This is a genomic window from Streptomyces sp. NPDC006463 (assembly GCF_042870715.1).
Taxonomy (GTDB): domain Bacteria; phylum Actinomycetota; class Actinomycetes; order Streptomycetales; family Streptomycetaceae; genus Streptomyces.
In genome coordinates, this window is record NZ_JBIAHP010000015.1 from 149,299 (window position 1) to 166,736 (window position 17,438).

Below are 17,438 nucleotides of genomic sequence, written 5' to 3' on the forward strand. Positions count from 1 at the left end.
CTTCCCCCGGCCCTTGCGATCGTGTGGGGCCCATCCGAAGGTTAGGGGAAATGATCCTCGTGGCCGCCCTGGAGGTTCCGTGGTACAGGCGTACATCCTTATCCAGACCGAAGTGGGCAAGGCGTCGTTCGTCGCCGAGTCCATCGGCCAGATCGCGGGGGTGATCCAGGCCGAGGACGTGACGGGCCCGTACGACGTGATCGTGCGTGCCCAGGCCGACACCGTGGACGAACTCGGCCGCATGGTCGTGGCCAAGGTCCAGCAGGTGGAGGGGATCACCCGCACCTTGACCTGCCCGGTGGTCCATCTGTAGCCCCCGTCTACTCTTGGCCGGTGATGTCCCTCCACCGCCGGCCCCGCCGTGTCCGTGTTTCGTCGGCCTTGTCTGCCGTGCCCGCCGTGTCGGCCTTGCTGGCCCTCGCGGCGTGTTCCCCGGGCGATTCGCAGGCCCGGGTCGATCCGCCGCCCACGCCGCCCGCCGACATCGCGGGGTTCTGTGCAGCGCTGCACAAGGAGCTCCCGGAGACGGTGGCCGGCCTGGCGCGGACCCCGACCGAGCCGGAGTCCGGTCTGACCGCCGCGTGGGGCGGCTCGGCGATCGTACTGCGGTGCGGTATCCCCAAGCCCCCCAAGATGGCTGATCCGAAGCAGGAGGGAGTCCACGTGAACAAGGTGGCCTGGCTGCTGGAGAAGCTCCCGGAAGGCGAATTCCGGTTCACCACCGGGCTGCGGAAGGCGTACACGGAGGTCCGGGTCGACAGGGAACATGCCACGGACGCGGGGATGCTGGTCGGGCTGTCCGACGTCATCGCCAAGACCGTGCCCGAGGGCATCTCGTCCTACTGAGCACACCGCCGCCCGCCGAACCGTGCTTTTGAGGGCGGGCTCGGCGGGCGGTCGGCTGTTCGGGTCCGGGCGGCTAGCGCAGCCCGGTCGAGCGGCGCAGGGCGGCCTGGATCAGGAGGTCCACGAGCTCCCGGTACTCGATGCCCGACTCCTGCCACATCCGCGGGTACATGGAGATCGGGGTGAAGCCCGGCATCGTGTTGATCTCGTTGATGACGAACTCGCCGTCCTCGGTGAGGAAGAAGTCGGCGCGTACCAGACCCTCGCAGGACGCGGCCTCGAAGGCCTCGATCGCGAGCCGCTGCACCTCGGCGGTCTGCTCCGGGGTGAGCGGGGCGGGCACGATCCCGGAGGCGGAGTCGATGTACTTCGCCTCGAAGTCGTAGAAGTCGTGGCTGGAGACCGGCGGGATCTCGGCGGGCGCGCTCGCGCGCGGACCGTCCTCGAACTCCAGGACGCCGCACTCGATCTCGCGGCCGCGCAGCAGCGCCTCCACGATGATCTTCGGGTCGTGGCGGCGGGCCTCGCGGATCGCCTCGTCCAGCCCGGAGGCGTCGTCGACCTTGGTGATGCCGATGGAGGATCCGGCCCGGGCGGGCTTGATGAACAGGGGCCAGCCGTGCTCGGCGGCGAAGTCCATGATCTTCGCCTCGGCGGCGTCCCGGTCGGCTTCCCACTCACGGGGGCGGATGGTCACGTACGGGCCGACGCGCAGCCCGAAGGACGTGAACACCCGCTTCATGTAGTCCTTGTCCTGGCCGACGGCCGAGGCGAGGACGCCGGAGCCGACGTACGGGACGCCGGAGAGCTCCAGGAGGCCCTGCAGGGTGCCGTCCTCGCCGTACGGGCCGTGCAGTACGGGGAAGACGACGTCGACCTCGCCCAGGGCCTTGGGGACGGCGCCCGGTTCGGTGTAGACGACCTCGCGGCTGGCGGGGTCGACCGAGAGCACGACGGCGCCGTCGTCGGAGTCGGCCAGCTCCTCGACACTCGGGAGCTTGCGGTCGGCGATGGCCATCCGCGCGGGCTCGTCGGCGGTCAGTGCCCACCGGCCGTCCGTGGTGATGCCGATGGGCAGCACCTCGTACTTGGAGCGGTCGATGGAGCGCAGCACCGCGCCCGCCGTGACGACCGAGATGGCGTGTTCCGAGCTGCGGCCGCCGAACACGACGGCCACGCGGGGCTTGCGGCCCTGCTGCTCAGGGGTCTGGGGGAGGTTCTCGCTGCTCATATCGCCACGAGGGTACCCGCTCAGACGTCCGGAATGGAGTCAGCGGCGTTCCGGTTTGGCGCTGCGCCCCATCAGTTCCTTCAGCGCGACCAGGGTCGGCTTGCCGTGGTGGACGATGTCCACGACCGTCTCGGTGATCGGCATGTCCACTCCGTACCGGTGGGCGAGATCGGCCACGGACTGGCAGGACTTGACTCCTTCGGCGGTCTGCTTGGTGACCGCGATGGTCTCCTCCAGGGTCATCCCGCGGCCGAGGTTGGTGCCGAAGGTGTGGTTCCGGGAGAGCGGCGAGGAGCAGGTGGCGACCAGGTCGCCCAGGCCCGCGAGGCCGGAGAAGGTGAGCGGGTCGGCGCCCATCGCCAGGCCCAGCCGGGTCGTTTCGGCGAGGCCGCGGGTGATGAGAGAGCCCTTGGTGTTGTCGCCCAGGCCCATGCCGTCCGCGATGCCGACGGCGAGGCCGATGACGTTCTTGACGGCGCCGCCGAGCTCGCAGCCGACGACGTCGGTGTTGGTGTACGGGCGGAAGTACGGGGTGTGGCAGGCGGCCTGGAGGCGCTGGGCCACGGCCTCGTCCACGCAGGCGACGACCGAGGCGGCGGGCTGCCGGGCGGCGATCTCACGGGCCAGGTTGGGGCCGGTGACGACGGCGACGCGCGCCGGGGGAACCTTGGCCACCTCTTCGATGACCTCGCTCATCCGCTTGGCGGTGCCGAGTTCGATGCCCTTCATCAGGGAGACGAGCACGGTGTCGGGGGCCAGCAGCGGCGCCCATTCGGCGAGGTTGCCGCGCAGGGTCTGGGAGGGGACGGCGAGGACGGTGAAGTCGGCGCCGCGCGCGGCCTCGGCCGGGTCGGTGGTGGCGCGGAGGTTCTCGGGGAGTTCGATCCCCGGGAGGTAGTCGGGGTTGGTCCGGCCGGTGTTGACGGCGTCGGCCAGCTCCCGGCGGCGGCCCCACAGGGTCACCTCGCAGCCGGCGTCGGCGAGCACCATGCCGAAGGCCGTGCCCCAGGAGCCGGTTCCGAATACGGCTGCCTTCACGGGACGTGTCACTTCTTGCCCTCCCCCGCGGCCTTGCGCCGCTGTTCCGCCCTGGCCTTGCGATGGTCGTACGGCTGCTCGGGCGCGGTCTCTCCCCGCACCTCCTCCAGCAGCGCGGTGATGGCCGCCATGATGACCTCGGTGACCTCCTTGAGTACTTCCGGGGTGGGTTCCCGGTCGTAGAAGGCGGAGAGGTCGACGGGCGGTCCGGCCAGCACCTGGAGGGTCTTGCGCGGGAAGAACTGGACCTTGTTCTCCTGCGCGTAGGGCGGCATCGCGAGATTCGCGCCCCACTGGGCCACCGGAATGACGGGAGCCCTGGTGATCAGGGCGACGCGGGCGGCGCCGGTCTTGCCGGCCATCGGCCACATGTCGGGGTCGCGGGTGAGAGTGCCCTCCGGGTAAAAGGCCACGCATTCGCCGCGCTCGATGGCGTCCACCGCGGCCCGGAATGCGTCCAGGGCGTTGGTGCTCTCCCGGTAGACGGGGATCTGCCCGCTGCCGCGCAGGATCGCGCCGACAACGGGGACCTTGAAGAGGGCCGCCTTGGCGAGCAATCGGGGCACCCGGCCGGTGTTGTACTGGAAGTGCGCGTAGGAGAGCGGGTCCAGATACGAGTTGTGATTGACGGCGGTGATAAATCCGCCTTCGGCCGGAATGTGTTCCATTCCCCGCCAGTCCCGCTTGAAGAGCACTACCAGCGGCGGTTTTGCGATGACCGCCGCCAGGCGGTACCAGAAGCCGATTCTGCGGCGGGACACTCGGACACCTTTCCTCATGACCGGTGGGCGGGATACCTCCCAGCGGTGACTGGGGGAGCTTGGGCACCTCGTCGGCCGGACAAGTGTCGCCCCAGGCCCGGTCTCTGTCGAGAACACCGTACGCCCCGCTCACCCCGCCGGACCCCCGGGCCGCCGGGGCGGAGGGGACAATGGGCCGACACATGACCCGGCCATGACCTGACCATGGGCTGTGGTTGTGCCGGAGCTCACCGGAGGGAAGGGGTCGGTCACGAACGCCGTCTGGAGCCTGGTGGTCCCGCTGAAGCCCCTGGCGGTGGCCAAGAGCCGTCTCGCGGCGGACGTCGGCGGGTCCCGCCCGGGGCTCGCGCTCGCTTTCGCCCAGGACACCGTGGCGGGGGCGCTGGCCTGCGCCGCGGTCGCGGATGTGGTGGTCGTCACGGACGATGCCGAGGCCGGCAGGGAACTGGCCCGCCTCGGCGCGCGGATCGTCGCGGACACCCCGGGGGCCGGGCTCAACGCGGCGCTGGCCCATGGGGCGCGGGCGGTACGGGCGGACCGGCCCGGGGCGGCGGTGGCCGCGATGAACGCAGATCTGCCGGCGCTGCGGCCGCCCGAATTGCTACGCGTGCTCGAAACCGCCTCGGCATTTCCCCGGGCATTTCTGGCGGATGCGGCCGGAATCGGTACCACGTTGCTTTCCGCTGCTCCGGACGTGGAATTGACACCCTCGTTCGGCGGCCCCTCGCGGGCCAGGCATTCGGCTTCGGGAGCGGTGGAAATCGCCCTGTCGGGAGTGGACAGCGTGCGCCGGGACGTGGACACGGCGCGGGATCTGCGAGCGGCGTTCACCCTCGGCGTGGGGCCTCACACGGCCCGATACAGTGCCGGTATGCAGGCGACCGCGTACACGTACGACTCCCAGACCCGCAGCGGCAGTGTGCTGCTGGACGACGGCACCCCGGTGCCCTTCGAGGCCCCGGCCTTCGACGCGGGCGGCCTGCGGCTGCTGCGGCCCGGGCAGCGGGTGCGTATCGAGACGGACGGCGAGGGCGCGGACCTGCGGATCACCCTGGTCACGTTGCAGACCTTCTGACCTGCCAAGACGCACCGCGGGCCGGCTTCCCCCGGTGGGGAAACCGGCCCGGCGTGTGTGACTCGTGCCCTTACTTCTTGCGGGCGGTGGTCTTCTTCGCGGTGGCCTTGCGCGTCGCCGTCTTCTTGGCGGGCGCCTTCGTCGCTGCGGTGGCCTTCTTGGCGGCCGGAGCGGTCTTCTTCGCGGCGGCGGTGGTCTTCGCCGGGGCGGCCTTCTTGGCGGCCGATGCCTTCTTCGCCGTGGCCGTCGCCTTCTTCGCGGTGGCCGTGCTCTTCACCGCCGCCTTCTTGGCGGTCGCGGTGGTCTTGGCCGTGGTCTTCTTCGCGACCGTGGTCTTCGCCGCTGCCTTCTTCGCGGTGGTGGCCTTCTTCGCGGCGGCCTTCTTGACCGTCGCGGAAGCACCACCGGTGAGGCTTCCCTTGGGCGCCTTCTTCACCGACACCTCGCCGCCCTTGGGCAGCTTCTTCGTGCCGCTGACCAGGTCCTTGAACCCCTGGCCCGCACGGAAGCGGGGCACCGAGGTCTTCTTGACCCGGACGCGCTCTCCGGTCTGCGGGTTGCGGGCGTAACGGGCCGGGCGGTCGACCTTCTCGAACGAGCCGAAGCCCGTGACCGAGACCCGGTCGCCCGCGACGGTAGCGCGGACGATGGCGTCCAGTACCGCGTCGACAGCGTCCGCGGCCTGCTGACGGCCGCCCAGCTTGTCGGCAATCGCTTCTACGAGCTGCGCCTTGTTCAACGTCTTCCCCTTCGGAGACTTCGCCAGAACGAATGTGTTCAAGCTTATTTCGCACGTTAGGCGGATATATACCGCAAATCAAACACGAAACGGGCTAATCACCCTAGTGCCGCAACGCTGGAGGCCGTTACGGAGTTCCTTCGCATCAGTCGCCTTCAGGGAATCGACCCTCGTCGAGGTCCTTCATCAACCTGTCCAGGCGCCTTGCCGCATCGGCGAGATCGTGCTTCGCCGCGGCCGTGACGACCAACAGCTTCCGGGACAGCGCCATCCTTACGCCCTCCGGGACTTGCAGTGAGCGAACCCTTGTGTGTGCTTCTTTCAGCCGGTCCGCGACGAGCTCGTAGAGCTCAAGTTGACTGTCGCGTTCCATGCACAGATTGTGCCATCTGGGGCGAGTTGTCGCCTCACGGGGCCTCAACACACAGCTGTGCCCCCCACCATCCGGTGGGGGGCACAGTGTTGTCGATGTGATCACCCAAAGGTGAATAAGCGCTGATCAGGCAGGAATCAGGCCTGAATCGTGCGCGGCTTGAAGGACGGCCGGGCGCTTTCGTACGTGGCGATGTCCGCTTCGTTCTGAAGGGTGAGCGAGATGTCGTCCAGCCCCTCCAGCAGCCTCCACCGGGCGTTGTCGTCGAGTTCGAACTCCGCCTCGATGCCTTCGGCCCGCACCTGTCGGTCGACCAGGTCGACGGTGATCTCGGCGGTGGGGTCGGCCTCGGTCAGCTCCCACAGCCGGTCGACCGTCTCCTGGGGCAGGACGACGGTCAGCAGGCCGTTCTTCAGCGAGTTCCCGCGGAAGATGTCGGCGAAGCGGGAGGAGATGACCGTCTTGAAGCCGAAGTTCTGCAGGGCCCAGACGGCGTGCTCGCGCGAGGAGCCGGTACCGAAGTCGGGTCCGGCGACCAGCACGGTCGCGCCGGCGCGCTCCGGGCGGTTGGTGATGAACTCCGGGTCCTTGCGCCAGGCCTCGAAGAGCCCGTCCTCGAACCCGTCGCGGGTGATCTTCTTCAGCCAGTGGGCCGGGATGATCTGGTCGGTGTCGACGTTGCTGCGGCGCAGCGGAACGGCCCGGCCGGTGTGGGTGGTGAAGGCTTCCATGGTTCTCAGACTCCGGCGGTCTCGTTGGCGTCGGACAGGTCGGCGGGCGAGGCCAGATGGCCCAGTACCGCGGTGGCGGCGGCCACCTGCGGGGATACCAGGTGCGTGCGCCCGCCCTTGCCCTGGCGGCCCTCGAAGTTGCGGTTGGAGGTGGACGCGGAGCGCTCACCAGGGGCCAGTTGGTCGGGGTTCATGCCCAGACACATCGAGCAGCCCGCGTGCCGCCATTCGGCGCCGGCCTCCTTGAAGACCTTGTCCAGGCCCTCTTCCACGGCCTGCAGGGCGACCCGGACCGAGCCGGGGACGACCAGCATCCGTACGCCGTCGGCGACTTTGCGGCCCTCGACGATCCCGGCGACGGCGCGCAGGTCCTCGATGCGGCCGTTGGTGCAGGAACCTACGAAGACGGTGTCGACCTTGATGTCGCGCAGCGGCTGCCCGGCGGTCAACCCCATGTACTCCAGGGCCTTTTCGGCGGCGTGGCGCTCCGAAGCGTCCTCGTACGAAGCGGGGTCGGGGACGTTGGCCGACAGCGGCGCGCCCTGGCCCGGGTTGGTGCCCCAGGTGACGAACGGGGCCAGCGTCGTGCCGTCGATGACGACCTCGGCGTCGAAGACCGCGTCGTCGTCGGTGTGCAGCGTCTTCCAGTACTCGACCGCCGCGTCCCACTCCTTGTCCTTCGGGGCGTGGTCGCGGCCCTCCAGGTAGTCGAAGGTGGTCTGGTCGGGGGCGATCATGCCCGCGCGGGCGCCGGCCTCGATCGACATGTTGCAGATGGTCATGCGGGCTTCCATCGACAACTGCTCGATGGCCTCGCCGCGGTATTCCAGGACGTAGCCCTGACCGCCGCCGGTACCGATCTTGGCGATGATCGCCAGGATCAGGTCCTTCGCGGTGACGCCCTCGGCCAGCGCGCCGGTGACGGTGATCGCCATCGTCTTCGGGCGGGCCAGCGGCAGCGTCTGGGTGGCCAGCACGTGCTCGACCTGGCTGGTGCCGATTCCGAAGGCCAGCGCGCCGAAGGCGCCGTGCGTGGACGTGTGGGAGTCACCGCAGACCACGGTGGTGCCGGGCTGGGTCAGACCCAGCTGCGGTCCCACGACGTGGACGACGCCCTGCTCTACGTCACCGAGCGAGTGCAGACGGACGCCGAACTCGGAGCAGTTCTTGCGCAGCGTCTCCAGCTGGGCCCGGGAGACCGGGTCCGCGATCGGCTTGTCGATGTCCAGGGTGGGGGTGTTGTGGTCCTCGGTCGCGATGGTGAGGTCGAGGCGTCGGACCTTGCGGCCGGCCTGGCGCAGGCCTTCGAAGGCCTGGGGGCTGGTCACCTCGTGCAGCAGGTGCAGATCGATGAAGAGGAGGTCGGGCTCGCCCTCGGCGCGCCGGACGACATGGTCGTCCCAGACCTTCTCCGCGAGTGTCCTACCCATCGCTTTCCCTCCGGCTCACCGTCTCGGACCCAGTGGTTCGTGGACCCGTACATACAGACTCGCTGGTTCTTGGAAAAATTGAACTTGCGTTTCACAGTGTGAGACGTGAATATCGTTTCATGGACAACTCTAGCGGCGTCGGCGTTCTCGACAAGGCAGCTCTGGTACTGAGCGCACTGGAGTCCGGTCCGGCCACCCTCGCCGGGCTGGTCGCGGCGACAGGGCTCGCACGACCCACGGCACATCGCCTTGCCGTGGCACTGGAACACCACCGGATGGTGGCGAGGGACATGCAGGGCCGGTTCATCCTCGGTCCGCGGCTGGCGGAGCTCGCCGCCGCGGCCGGCGAGGACCGCCTGCTGGCCACGGCCGGACCGGTGCTCACCCACCTCCGCGACGTGACGGGCGAGAGCGCGCAGCTCTACCGCCGTCAGGGAGACATGCGCATCTGCGTGGCGGCCGCGGAGCGGCTCTCAGGCCTGCGGGACACCGTCCCGGTGGGCTCGACCCTGCCCATGAAGGCGGGCTCGGCCGCGCAGATCCTGATGGCCTGGGAGGAGCCCGAGCGGCTCCACCGCGGCTTGCAGGGCGCGCGCTTCACGGCGACGGCGCTCTCGGGCGTACGGCGCCGCGGCTGGGCGCAGTCGATCGGCGAGCGGGAGCCCGGTGTGGCCTCCGTCTCGGCGCCGGTGCGCGGGCCGTCGAACCGTGTGGTGGCCTCGGTGTCGGTCTCCGGGCCGATCGAGCGCCTGACCCGCCACCCCGGCCGGATGCACGCCCAGGCCGTCATCGACGCGGCCGCCCGCCTCACCGAGGCGCTGCGCCGCTCCGGCTGACCTGACCCGACCTTCTTGTTCACCCCCGGGCCCGGGGGCGCGTACGACGCCGCACACGTCCGAACACGCGCCTCCGGGCCCGTACTTACGTCACCTCGGGGCCCACGTCGGCGAACGGTGCCGGCGAACGGCGAAGAGGCCCTCCGCGATGAACGCGGAGGGCCTCTTCGATGCGTACCCCCGACCGGATTCGAACCGGCGCTACCGCCTTGAGAGGGCGGCGTGCTAGGCCGCTACACAACGGGGGCTAGCTGGTGCTGCTGTTACTGCGCTGGGCTACCAGGACTCGAACCTAGAATAAGGGAACCAGAAACCCTCGTGTTGCCAATTACACTATAGCCCAAAGTGGTCTAGACCAGACCCAGTACCCCCGACCGGATTCGAACCGGCGCTACCGCCTTGAGAGGGCGGCGTGCTAGGCCGCTACACAACGGGGGCCCTAGCGATCCTGCATCAAGACGTCCGGGTGCGACCCTGGAGATCTCGCGGGAAGGATCTGTACCCCCGACCGGATTCGAACCGGCGCTACCGCCTTGAGAGGGCGGCGTGCTAGGCCGCTACACAACGGGGGCAAAGCACTGCGTTACTGCTGCACTGCGCTGGGGTACCAGGACTCGAACCTAGAATAAGGGAACCAGAAACCCTCGTGTTGCCAATTACACTATACCCCACCAAAAGTCAACCCCCTGCGGGGTTTTCCTTCTTTGGTGGCGCCTCCGTCCGGCCTTTCGGCCCGCTCCGGCGGCGCAGAAAGAACATTACCGGATGCCTGACCGTGCTCCAAAACGGGTATCCCCTGCCAGCAGCTCCGGTAGCCCCTCAAGACCGGCGATGCGGTGTACGCCGTCGGGACCGTCCCCGCGGTCGCCGTCGCGGTCGAGCCAGATCGCCAGCAGCCCGGCGTCCCGCGCCCCGCGCGCATCGATCTCCGGCTGGTCCCCCACGTACGCGACCTCGTCCGGGGCCAGCGCCATCGCCTCGCAGGCGGCCAGGAAGGCCCCCGCGTCGGGCTTGCTGACGCCGAGCTCGACGGCACAGACCAGCACTTCGAAGCGGTCGCGCAGGCCGAGGTCACGCAGCTTGGGGTCCTGGTTGGCCTCGGAGGAGTTGGAGAGCACCCCGTGCCGGTAGCCGGCGGCGAGGGCGTCCAGCGCGGGCACCACGTCGGGGAAGACGGTCCAGTAGGTCTTGTAGTGCTCGATGTACCGGTCGAACCAGGCGTCCGCCTCGTCGGCCGTCATCCCGGGCTCCCCGAGGAACTCCCGCACCCGCTCCCGGCGCTGCCCCTGGAAGGTGCCCTCGCCGGCCGCGAAGCGCGCCCAGTGCCGGTCGGTGATCTGCCGCCACAGCGCCAGCGCCTGCGCGGCGGTCCCGTACCGCTCCGCGATCCCGTCGGTCTCCAGCTGCCGCGCGAGCCCGGCGGCGTCGGCCCCCGTGTAGTCGAAGAGGGTGTCGTCGATGTCCCACAGCACGGCGCGGATCGGCATGGGGCGAGCCTACGCCGGACGCCCGTCCGCCGTGGGCGGGACGGGAAAGAAAGATCGGATCCGGCCCCCGGAAGGTCCCGGACCGGCACGGAGAGCGGCACGGAGAACGCCGCAGGGGGCGGCGGCCGGTGGTCCGGCTGCCGCCCCCTGCGGGACGTACGGGAAGAACTACGCGGCGAGCTTGGCCAGGGCCGCGTCGATGCGGGCCAGGGACCGCTCCTTGCCCAGGATCTCCAGGGACTCGAAGAGCGGCAGGCCCACCGTGCGGCCGGTGACGGCCACGCGGACAGGGGCCTGGGCCTTGCCCAGCTTGAGGCCGTGGGCCTCGCCGGCGGTCAGGACGGCCTGCTTGAGGGACTCGGGGTCCGACCAGTCGGCGGCCTGGAGGTTCTCGCGCGCCGTGGTCAGCAGGGCCGCGGGCTCGCCCTTCATCGCCTTGTCCCACGAGGGCTGGTCGAAGACCGGCTCCTTCAGGAACAGGAAGTCGACGTTGGCCGTGATGTCCGACAGGACGGTCACACGGGTCTGGGCGTACGGGGCGATGCGCTCCCAGGCCGCGGCGTCGAAGTCCTCGGGCGCCCAGTTGGCGTGCGGGGCCCGCAGCCACGGGGCGCAGGCGTCCGCGAAGGCCTTCGGGTCGAGCAGGCGGATGTGGTCCGCGTTGATCGCCTCGGCCTTCTTGAGGTCGAAGCGCGCCGGGTTGGCGTTGACGCCGTCGATGTCGAACTTCGCCACCATCTCCTCGATCGAGAAGACGTCCTGGTCCTTGGAGAAGGACCAGCCGAGGAGCGAGAGGTAGTTCAGCAGGCCCTCGGGGAGGAAGCCGCGGTCGCGGTACAGGTTGAGGGAGGCCTCGGGGTCGCGCTTGGAGAGCTTCTTGTTGCCCTCCCCCATCACGTACGGCAGGTGGCCGAAGGCGGGGGTGGTCTTGGCGACGCCCAGCTCGATCAGCGCCTTGTACAGCGCGATCTGGCGCGGGGTGGAGGACAGCAGGTCCTCGCCGCGGAGCACGTGCGTGATCTCCATCAGCGCGTCGTCGACCGGGTTGACGAGCGTGTACAGCGGGGCGCCGTTGGCCCGCAGGATGCCGAAGTCCGGCACGTTCTCCGGGGTGAAGGTCAGCTCGCCGCGGACCAGGTCGGTGAAGGTGATCGGCTCGTCGGGCATCCGGAAGCGGACGATCGAGGAGCGGTGCTCGCCCTGGTACGCCTCCAGCTGCACGGTGGTCAGCTCGCGGCAGTGGCCGTCGTAGCCGGAGGGCTTGCCGGCGGCGCGGGCGGCGGCGCGGCGCGCGTCGAGCTCCTCGGTGGTGCAGTAGCAGTGGTACGCCCAGCCGCCGTCGAGCAGCCGCCGCGCGACGTCCTTGTAGATGTCCATGCGCTCGGACTGGCGGTACGGGGCGTGCGGGCCGCCCACCTCGGGACCCTCGTCCCAGGTGAAGCCGAGCCAGCGCATCGAGTCGAGCAGCTGCTCGTACGACTCCTCGGAGTCGCGGGCCGCGTCGGTGTCCTCGATGCGGAAGACGAACGTACCGCCGTGGTGGCGCGCGAACGCCCAGTTGAAGAGGGCGGTGCGGACCAGGCCCACGTGGGGGTTGCCGGTCGGGGAGGGACAGAAACGTACGCGGACGGGTCCGTTAACCACGCTTGATCACCTTGTTGGTGAGAGTGCCGATGCCTTCGATGGTGACGGCGACCTCGTCGCCGACGTTGAGGGGGCCGACTCCGGCCGGGGTCCCCGTGAGGATGACGTCGCCGGGGAGCAGCGTCATGGCCTCGGTGATGTGCACGACCAGGTCCTCGATGGAGCGGACCATGTCGCTGGTGCGGCCGAGCTGGCGCTGTTCGCCGTTGACGGTGCACTGGATGGTCAGGTCGCTCGGGTCCAGGTCGGTCTCGATCCAGGGGCCGAGGGGGCAGGAGCTGTCGAAGCCCTTGGCGCGGGCCCACTGCTTCTCGCGCTGCTGGACATCGCGCGCGGTGACGTCGTTGGCGCAGGTGTAGCCGAGGATCACGTCCTTGACGCGCTCCTTCGGGACCTCTCGGCACATGCGGCCGATGACCACGGCGAGCTCCGCCTCGTGGTGGAGGTCCTGGGAGAAGGAGGGGTACGTGATCGGGTCGCCCGGGCCGACCACGGAGGTGGAGGGCTTGAAGAAGGTGATCGGCGCGTCCGGGACCTCGTTGCCCAGCTCCGCCGCGTGCTCCGCGTAGTTGCGGCCGATGGCCACGACCTTGTTCGGGAGCACGGGCGGCAGCAGGCGCACCTTGCTGAGCGGGATCTTCGTACCGGAGAGCTCGAAGTCCGCGAACGGGATGCCCTTGATGATGTCGAGGACGAGCTCCCCTTCGGCGCCGGGGGCGGCGTTGCCCTCGACCGCGCCGAAGGCGACGTTGCCGTCGATCGAGAACCTGGCGATGCGCACGTGTTGCGTCTGCCCCTCTTGTATTTCCGCTGGCTGGAGTCTGCGGCTCCAGGCTAACGCGGCGGGCAGGGGCGCTTCGATCTCTTCGGGGCCGTGGCTACTGCGCGGCGGCCGCCACGGGCGCGTCCATCAGGATCGTGCGCCGCGGGTTGGCGGTCTGCGTCGGCAGCTCGACTGCGTGCTCCGGGGTGGCCGGGGCCGCCTGCAGGTCCTCGGCGTCCTTGAGGTGCGCGAGGGTGGTGCGGCGGGGGTTGGCTATGCGGAACATCGGCCGCGTCGTCGTCGAATTCATCGGAGTTTCGGGCCCTCGGCTCGCTCGGTGTGTCGGTCGGCGCATCCGCCAACCCTTTAAGGGGCAAGGCTAAACATCTGAATCCCCTGCCGAACCGGGAAGTAATGGCCACGGCCATGTGAGTTTGCTCACCTGTGACCTGACATTACCGGCATTATGGACAGTCAACCGGACCCCACGAAACGGACATTGCACCACTGAATGCGTCATTCCGCTGCTGATCATCTCGACTGGGACACCTTGCCAGGCACGGTGTTTGCATGGTGTAAGTCCGGTTTACCCCGAAAGCAGCCCCACATGGTGTAGCCCGTCGATCACTGGCCGTCACCGACTCTCCGGGCCGATGCTCGCACCTTGTTGGAGATCCTCCACTGTGCTGGAATTCGCGGGACCGCCGCGGGAATCAGCCGGCGCGCAGGTGGCGCGAGACAGCGCCGAGCGCGGTGGCAAAGAGAGGGAAACGCGCCGGTCACCGACGACCACCATGGGGCCGTTAGTGCCCCACGACTCGACACCGTCCCACCGGTCGCCCGGCGGGACGCCTGGTCCAGAGGTTGCGACGCTAGTGCAGGGACGATTCAAGAGGGATGGCAGCGCTGCGGCGGAGCAGGAGCCGCGCGGCGGGACCGACCGTGGCTCCTCGCCCCAGCACGCCCAGAACCGCGGGCCGGCTGTCGAAGGCGCAGGCCCCGACTCCTCCGCCGCGGTGAAGGCGAAGGGCCGAGGGAAGTCCGCCAAGACCAAGGCCAAGGCCGGGTCGGTCGAGCAGGACGTGGCGATACCGAAGGCCCCCAGTGGGCCCGGTTCCCGCCTCCACATGCAGAACTGGCGCATCAGCACGCGACTGGTGTCGCTGCTGACCCTGCCGGTCGTCGCCGCCACCACGCTGGGTGGCGTCCGTATCAACGACTCGCTCAACGACATCGCGCAGCTGGAGCACATGCAGCTGCTCACGACGATGACCCGGCAGGCGACCAACCTCGCCGCCGCGCTCCAGGAGGAGCGCGACAAGTCCGCGGGTCCTCTGTCGGTGCCGGGTGCGGGCAAGACCAACAGCACCGTCACGAACGTCCGTGACACCACCGACGCCGCCGCCAAGGCCTTCACCGCCGCGACCGACAAGGTCGACAGCACGGAGGACAAGGACGAGACGCTCAAGTCGATCCGCAACAACATCCTGCAGATCGGCCGCCAGCTCACCCTCATCGAGGACATCCGCAGCAAGGCGTACGCGAACGGCGCCCAGCAGACGGTCACCGAGTACAACAGCCTGATCGTCTCGCTGCTGTCGCTCTCCCAGGACATGGCGCAGGCCACCTCCAGCCCGGAGATGATCAAGCGCACGCGCGCCCTGGCGGCCTTCTCCGCCGCCAAGGAGTACGCCTCCGTCCAGCGCGCGATCATCGCCGCCTCGCTCCCCGACAGCGCCGAGAAGCAGGGCGAGCTGAAGGAGAACGACCGCCTTTACGCGCTCTCCGCGCTCAAGGGCGAGCAGCAGTCGAAGAAGACCTTCGAACTCGTCTACCAGGGCAAGTCCGAGGAGCTCCTCGCGTCTCTCGGCGACGGCAACACGGAGATCGGCACCGCCGACCACTACGCGCGCCGCGTCCTGAGCACCAAGGACCAGTTCCTCAAGGAGAAGAACCGGTCCTGGATGGACTGGTACGACGCCGACGACACCAAGCTCCAGGCGATGAAGGTCATCGAGCTGACCCTGCTCGAGGACATGGAGCAGAAGGCCCGCGAGCTCAAGAACGAGTCGCAGCAGGACGCCATCATCAACGGTGCGCTGATCCTCCTCGTCCTCGGTGTCTCCCTCGTCGGCGCCTTCGTCATGGCCCGCTCGATGATCCGCTCGCTGCGCCGCCTGCAGGACACCGCCACGCGGGTCGCCCAGGACCGCCTCCCCGAGCTGGTCAAGCAGCTGTCCGAGTCCGACCCGCAGGACGTGGACACGTCCGTGGAGTCCGTCGGCCTGCACACCCGCGACGAGATCGGCCAGGTGGCCGCGGCCTTCGACGACGTGCACCGCGAGGCCGTCCGCCTCGCCGCCGAGCAGGCCCTCCTCCGGGGCAACGTCAACGCGATGTTCACCAACCTCTCGCGCCGCTCGCAGGGCCTCATCCAGCGTCAGCTCTCGCTCATCTCCGAGCTGGAGTCGCGCGAGGCCGACCCGGACCAGCTGTCCTCCCTCTTCCGTCTCGACCACCTCGCGACCCGCATGCGCCGTAACGGCGAAAACCTCCTCGTCCTCGCGGGCGAGGAGCCGGGCCGCCGGTGGACCCGCCCCGTCCCGCTCGTCGACGTGCTCCGTGCCGCCGCGTCCGAGGTGGAGCAGTACGAGCGCATCGAGCTGGCGTCGGTGCCCGGCACCGATGTCGCCGGCCGCGTCGTCAACGACCTCGTGCACCTCCTCGCCGAGCTGCTGGAGAACGCCACCTCGTTCTCCTCTCCGCAGACCAAGGTCAAGGTCACCGGTCACGCGCTGCCCGACGGCCGTGTGCTCGTCGAGATCCACGACACCGGTATCGGCCTCTCCCCCGAGGACCTCGCCGCGATCAACGAGCGGCTCGCGTCGCCGCCGACCGTGGACGTCTCCGTCTCCCGCCGCATGGGCCTGTTCGTGGTCGGCCGTCTGTCCCTGCGACACGGCATCCGCATCCAGCTGCGTCCCTCCGACTCGGGCGGCACCACGGCCCTCGTCATGCTGCCGGTCGATGTCGCCCAGGGCGGCAAGAAGCCGGCTCCGATGGCGGGCCAGGGCGGTCAGGGCGGTGCTCAGGGCGGCCCCGGCGGGCAGGCTTCCGGTCCCGGTGCGGGCGCACGTCCGCCCGTGGGCGCGGCTCCGCAGCGCGGGCAGGTCTCCGGTGGCGGCCAGCGTGCCGCCCTGCCGGGCCGCGACGGCGGCCTCGGCCAGCAGCGCCAGCAGGGCGGCCCGGGTGCTCCCGGTGCCCGGCCGCAGACGGGTCCGACGACCTCGGGTCCGGGCCAGGGCGGCTTCGGCTCCGGCGCTCCGCTGGCGGGCCGCGGTCCGCAGGCCCGTCCGGCGTCCGCTCCGACCGCTTCCGGACAGGGCGGCTTCCCGCAGGGCAACGGCTTCGAGCGTCCCCAGCAGCCCCAGCAGTCCCAGCAGGCTCCGCAGCAGCGGCCCCAGCAGCAGCCGGCCGCCCCCGCGGCTCCGGCTTCCCGCGGCGCGCGGCCGCAGCTGCCGCCGCGCGGTGGCGCCCGCGCCGAGCTCCCCGGTCCGCAGACCACCAGCTGGGGCGCCGACCAGGCCCGCGGCCACGACGAGCTCTCGGGCCCCGGCTCGACCGCCGAGTTCGCCCGCCCGGACTTCAACGCCCCGATGCCCCAGGCCGACGGCCTGGGCAGCACCACCGGGCAGTTCGAGCGTCCGGACGTACGGGGCCCCCTGGACCCGTCCTCCACCGGGCAGTTCGAGCGCCCGGCCGGCTACCAGCCCCAGCGGCCCGGCGGCCCCGGTGTCGGCGGCTTCGCCCGTCAGCCCCAGGCTCCGCAGCAGCCGCAGGCGCAGTACCAGCAGCCGCAGGCTCCGCAGCAGGGCGGCGAGTACGCACCCGTACCGCCCCGGCGCCAGGAGGCTCCCGGCCTGCCGCAGGCCCCCCGGCCCGAGGCGCTGCCGCCGGCGCAGAGCTCCGGCGACGCCCGCAGCCCGATCTTCGACACGCTGGAGTCGAACTGGTTCCGCGAGGAGGGGCAGCAGCCCCCGGCGCAGGCACCGGCCGTACCTCAGCAGCCGCAGCAGTCCGCTCCGGCGGCCCCGGCTCCGCAGGCCCAGCTGCCGCAGCGCGGCCAGGAGCACTCGGCTCCCGACCCCGCCGCCGCGGCGACCGGCGCCATGCCGACCGTCAGCTGGAAGTCGTCTCCGAACGACGAGCTGATGCGGCAGGCCGAGCGCGTGCGCCAGCCCGCCGCCGGCGGCATCACGACGTCGGGGCTGCCCCGCCGGGTCCCGCGGGCGAACCTCGTGGCCGGCACGGCGCAGCAGCAGGCCGAGGCGCAGGCCGGTCCGCAGGTCTCGCGGGCGCCGGACGACGTCCGCGGCCGTCTGACCAACCTCCGACGCGGTATCCAGCAGGGCCGTCAGGCCGGCAACAGTGGTCCGGCGACCGGCAGTTACCACATCGACCCCACTTACCAGCAGGAGCGATAG

Annotated in this window: 15 protein-coding genes, 5 tRNA genes and 1 pseudogene; 5 read left to right on the plus strand and 16 right to left on the minus strand. The window is 70.1% G+C overall.

The window, feature by feature from the left end; genetic code table 11:
• Positions 1 to 79: 79 nt before the first annotated feature.
• Both ACFYOB_RS26505 and ACFYOB_RS26510 read left to right on the plus strand, forming a co-directional pair.
• A complete protein-coding gene (locus ACFYOB_RS26505; RefSeq protein ID WP_073911116.1) occupies positions 80 to 313 on the plus strand; it encodes an Lrp/AsnC ligand binding domain-containing protein in 234 nt (77 codons plus the stop codon).
• A gap of 86 nt (positions 314 to 399) precedes the next feature.
• Positions 400 to 846, plus strand: a complete 447-nt coding sequence (locus tag ACFYOB_RS26510; RefSeq protein WP_388563473.1) for a DUF3515 domain-containing protein — start codon at positions 400 to 402, stop codon at positions 844 to 846.
• A 73-nt stretch (positions 847 to 919) separates the two neighbouring features.
• Here ACFYOB_RS26510 and ACFYOB_RS26515 read toward each other — a convergent pair whose 3' ends face one another.
• Genes ACFYOB_RS26515 through ACFYOB_RS26525 form a run of 3 tightly spaced genes read right to left on the minus strand, consistent with a single transcriptional unit; the run spans position 920 to position 3,876 of the window.
• Complete coding sequence (locus tag ACFYOB_RS26515; RefSeq protein WP_388563475.1) at positions 920 to 2,077, minus strand: D-alanine--D-alanine ligase family protein; 1,158 nt, start codon at positions 2,075 to 2,077, stop codon at positions 920 to 922.
• 39 nt (positions 2,078 to 2,116) lie between these two features.
• Entirely contained in the window at positions 2,117 to 3,127 is a 1,011-nt protein-coding gene (locus tag ACFYOB_RS26520; RefSeq protein ID WP_388563477.1) for an NAD(P)H-dependent glycerol-3-phosphate dehydrogenase, read from the minus strand.
• A complete protein-coding gene (locus ACFYOB_RS26525) occupies positions 3,124 to 3,876 on the minus strand; it encodes a lysophospholipid acyltransferase family protein (protein WP_388563479.1) in 753 nt (250 codons plus the stop codon). The genes ACFYOB_RS26520 and ACFYOB_RS26525 overlap by 4 nt, the downstream gene beginning before the upstream one ends.
• Before the next feature lie 217 nt (positions 3,877 to 4,093).
• Here ACFYOB_RS26525 and cofC point away from each other — a divergent pair.
• Positions 4,094 to 4,744 (plus strand): annotated as a pseudogene (gene cofC, locus ACFYOB_RS26530) (2-phospho-L-lactate guanylyltransferase); the annotation flags it as partial.
• Positions 4,745 to 5,021: 277 nt separating this feature from the next.
• Here cofC and ACFYOB_RS26535 read toward each other — a convergent pair.
• The 4 genes from ACFYOB_RS26535 to leuC form a co-directional block, all read right to left on the minus strand.
• Positions 5,022 to 5,690, minus strand: coding sequence for an HU family DNA-binding protein (locus ACFYOB_RS26535; protein WP_388563481.1), 669 nt, complete (start codon positions 5,688 to 5,690; stop codon positions 5,022 to 5,024).
• Positions 5,691 to 5,835: 145 nt separating this feature from the next.
• The gene (locus ACFYOB_RS26540) at positions 5,836 to 6,063 is read right to left on the minus strand and encodes a hypothetical protein (RefSeq protein ID WP_030009267.1); all 228 of its coding nucleotides are present in this window, start codon (positions 6,061 to 6,063) and stop codon (positions 5,836 to 5,838) included.
• Between the two features lie 137 nt (positions 6,064 to 6,200).
• Positions 6,201 to 6,794 carry a 3-isopropylmalate dehydratase small subunit gene (gene leuD, locus ACFYOB_RS26545; protein ID WP_388563483.1) on the minus strand — a complete coding sequence of 198 codons (594 nt, stop codon included), beginning with the start codon at positions 6,792 to 6,794 and terminating at the stop codon, positions 6,201 to 6,203.
• A gap of 5 nt (positions 6,795 to 6,799) precedes the next feature.
• Positions 6,800 to 8,224: a 3-isopropylmalate dehydratase large subunit gene (gene leuC, locus ACFYOB_RS26550; RefSeq protein WP_388563485.1), complete on the minus strand. Its 1,425-nt coding sequence runs from the start codon at positions 8,222 to 8,224 to the stop codon at positions 6,800 to 6,802.
• 119 nt (positions 8,225 to 8,343) lie between these two features.
• Between leuC and ndgR the strand changes: the two genes are divergently transcribed.
• Positions 8,344 to 9,060, plus strand: coding sequence for an IclR family transcriptional regulator NdgR (gene ndgR / locus ACFYOB_RS26555; protein ID WP_007266782.1), 717 nt, complete (start codon positions 8,344 to 8,346; stop codon positions 9,058 to 9,060).
• Between the two features lie 175 nt (positions 9,061 to 9,235).
• On the opposite strand, the gene ACFYOB_RS26560 is transcribed toward ndgR, so the two are convergent.
• The 9 genes from ACFYOB_RS26560 to ACFYOB_RS26600 all read right to left on the minus strand — a co-directional run bounded on the left by ACFYOB_RS26560 (position 9,236) and on the right by ACFYOB_RS26600 (position 13,240).
• Positions 9,236 to 9,308 (minus strand) — tRNA-Glu (locus ACFYOB_RS26560).
• Between the two features lie 23 nt (positions 9,309 to 9,331).
• Positions 9,332 to 9,403, minus strand: a tRNA-Gln gene (locus tag ACFYOB_RS26565).
• Positions 9,404 to 9,425: 22 nt separating this feature from the next.
• Positions 9,426 to 9,498: transfer RNA gene (locus ACFYOB_RS26570), tRNA-Glu, on the minus strand.
• A 61-nt stretch (positions 9,499 to 9,559) separates the two neighbouring features.
• A tRNA-Glu gene (locus ACFYOB_RS26575) sits at positions 9,560 to 9,632 on the minus strand.
• A gap of 27 nt (positions 9,633 to 9,659) precedes the next feature.
• Positions 9,660 to 9,731 (minus strand) — tRNA-Gln (locus tag ACFYOB_RS26580).
• Positions 9,732 to 9,818: 87 nt separating this feature from the next.
• Positions 9,819 to 10,547, minus strand: coding sequence for an HAD family hydrolase (locus ACFYOB_RS26585; protein ID WP_388563488.1), 729 nt, complete (start codon positions 10,545 to 10,547; stop codon positions 9,819 to 9,821).
• A 168-nt stretch (positions 10,548 to 10,715) separates the two neighbouring features.
• A complete protein-coding gene (gene gltX, locus ACFYOB_RS26590; protein ID WP_388563490.1) occupies positions 10,716 to 12,191 on the minus strand; it encodes a glutamate--tRNA ligase in 1,476 nt (491 codons plus the stop codon).
• Positions 12,184 to 12,972: a fumarylacetoacetate hydrolase family protein gene (locus ACFYOB_RS26595; protein ID WP_388563492.1), complete on the minus strand. Its 789-nt coding sequence runs from the start codon at positions 12,970 to 12,972 to the stop codon at positions 12,184 to 12,186. Before ACFYOB_RS26595 ends, gltX begins: the two co-directional genes overlap by 8 nt.
• A 97-nt stretch (positions 12,973 to 13,069) precedes the next feature.
• The gene (locus ACFYOB_RS26600) at positions 13,070 to 13,240 is read right to left on the minus strand and encodes a hypothetical protein (RefSeq protein WP_388563494.1); all 171 of its coding nucleotides are present in this window, start codon (positions 13,238 to 13,240) and stop codon (positions 13,070 to 13,072) included.
• A 589-nt stretch (positions 13,241 to 13,829) separates the two neighbouring features.
• On the opposite strand from ACFYOB_RS26600, the gene ACFYOB_RS26605 reads away from it, so the two are divergent.
• The gene (locus ACFYOB_RS26605) at positions 13,830 to 17,438 is read left to right on the plus strand and encodes a nitrate- and nitrite sensing domain-containing protein (RefSeq protein WP_388563496.1); all 3,609 of its coding nucleotides are present in this window, start codon (positions 13,830 to 13,832) and stop codon (positions 17,436 to 17,438) included.

What these genes read in the sequence shown, in the direction of transcription:
- leuC (WP_388563485.1), bottom strand. Translation starts at nt 8,224, where the DNA reads ATGGGTAGGACACTCGCGGAGAAGGTCTGGGACGACCATGTCGTCCGG.
- leuD (WP_388563483.1), bottom strand. Translation starts at nt 6,794, where the DNA reads ATGGAAGCCTTCACCACCCACACCGGCCGGGCCGTTCCGCTGCGCCGC.
- ACFYOB_RS26515 (WP_388563475.1), bottom strand. Translation starts at nt 2,077, where the DNA reads ATGAGCAGCGAGAACCTCCCCCAGACCCCTGAGCAGCAGGGCCGCAAG.
- ACFYOB_RS26600 (WP_388563494.1), bottom strand. Translation starts at nt 13,240, where the DNA reads ATGTTCCGCATAGCCAACCCCCGCCGCACCACCCTCGCGCACCTCAAG.
- ACFYOB_RS26585 (WP_388563488.1), bottom strand. Translation starts at nt 10,547, where the DNA reads ATGCCGATCCGCGCCGTGCTGTGGGACATCGACGACACCCTCTTCGAC.
- ndgR (WP_007266782.1), top strand. Translation starts at nt 8,344, where the DNA reads ATGGACAACTCTAGCGGCGTCGGCGTTCTCGACAAGGCAGCTCTGGTA.
- ACFYOB_RS26540 (WP_030009267.1), bottom strand. Translation starts at nt 6,063, where the DNA reads ATGGAACGCGACAGTCAACTTGAGCTCTACGAGCTCGTCGCGGACCGG.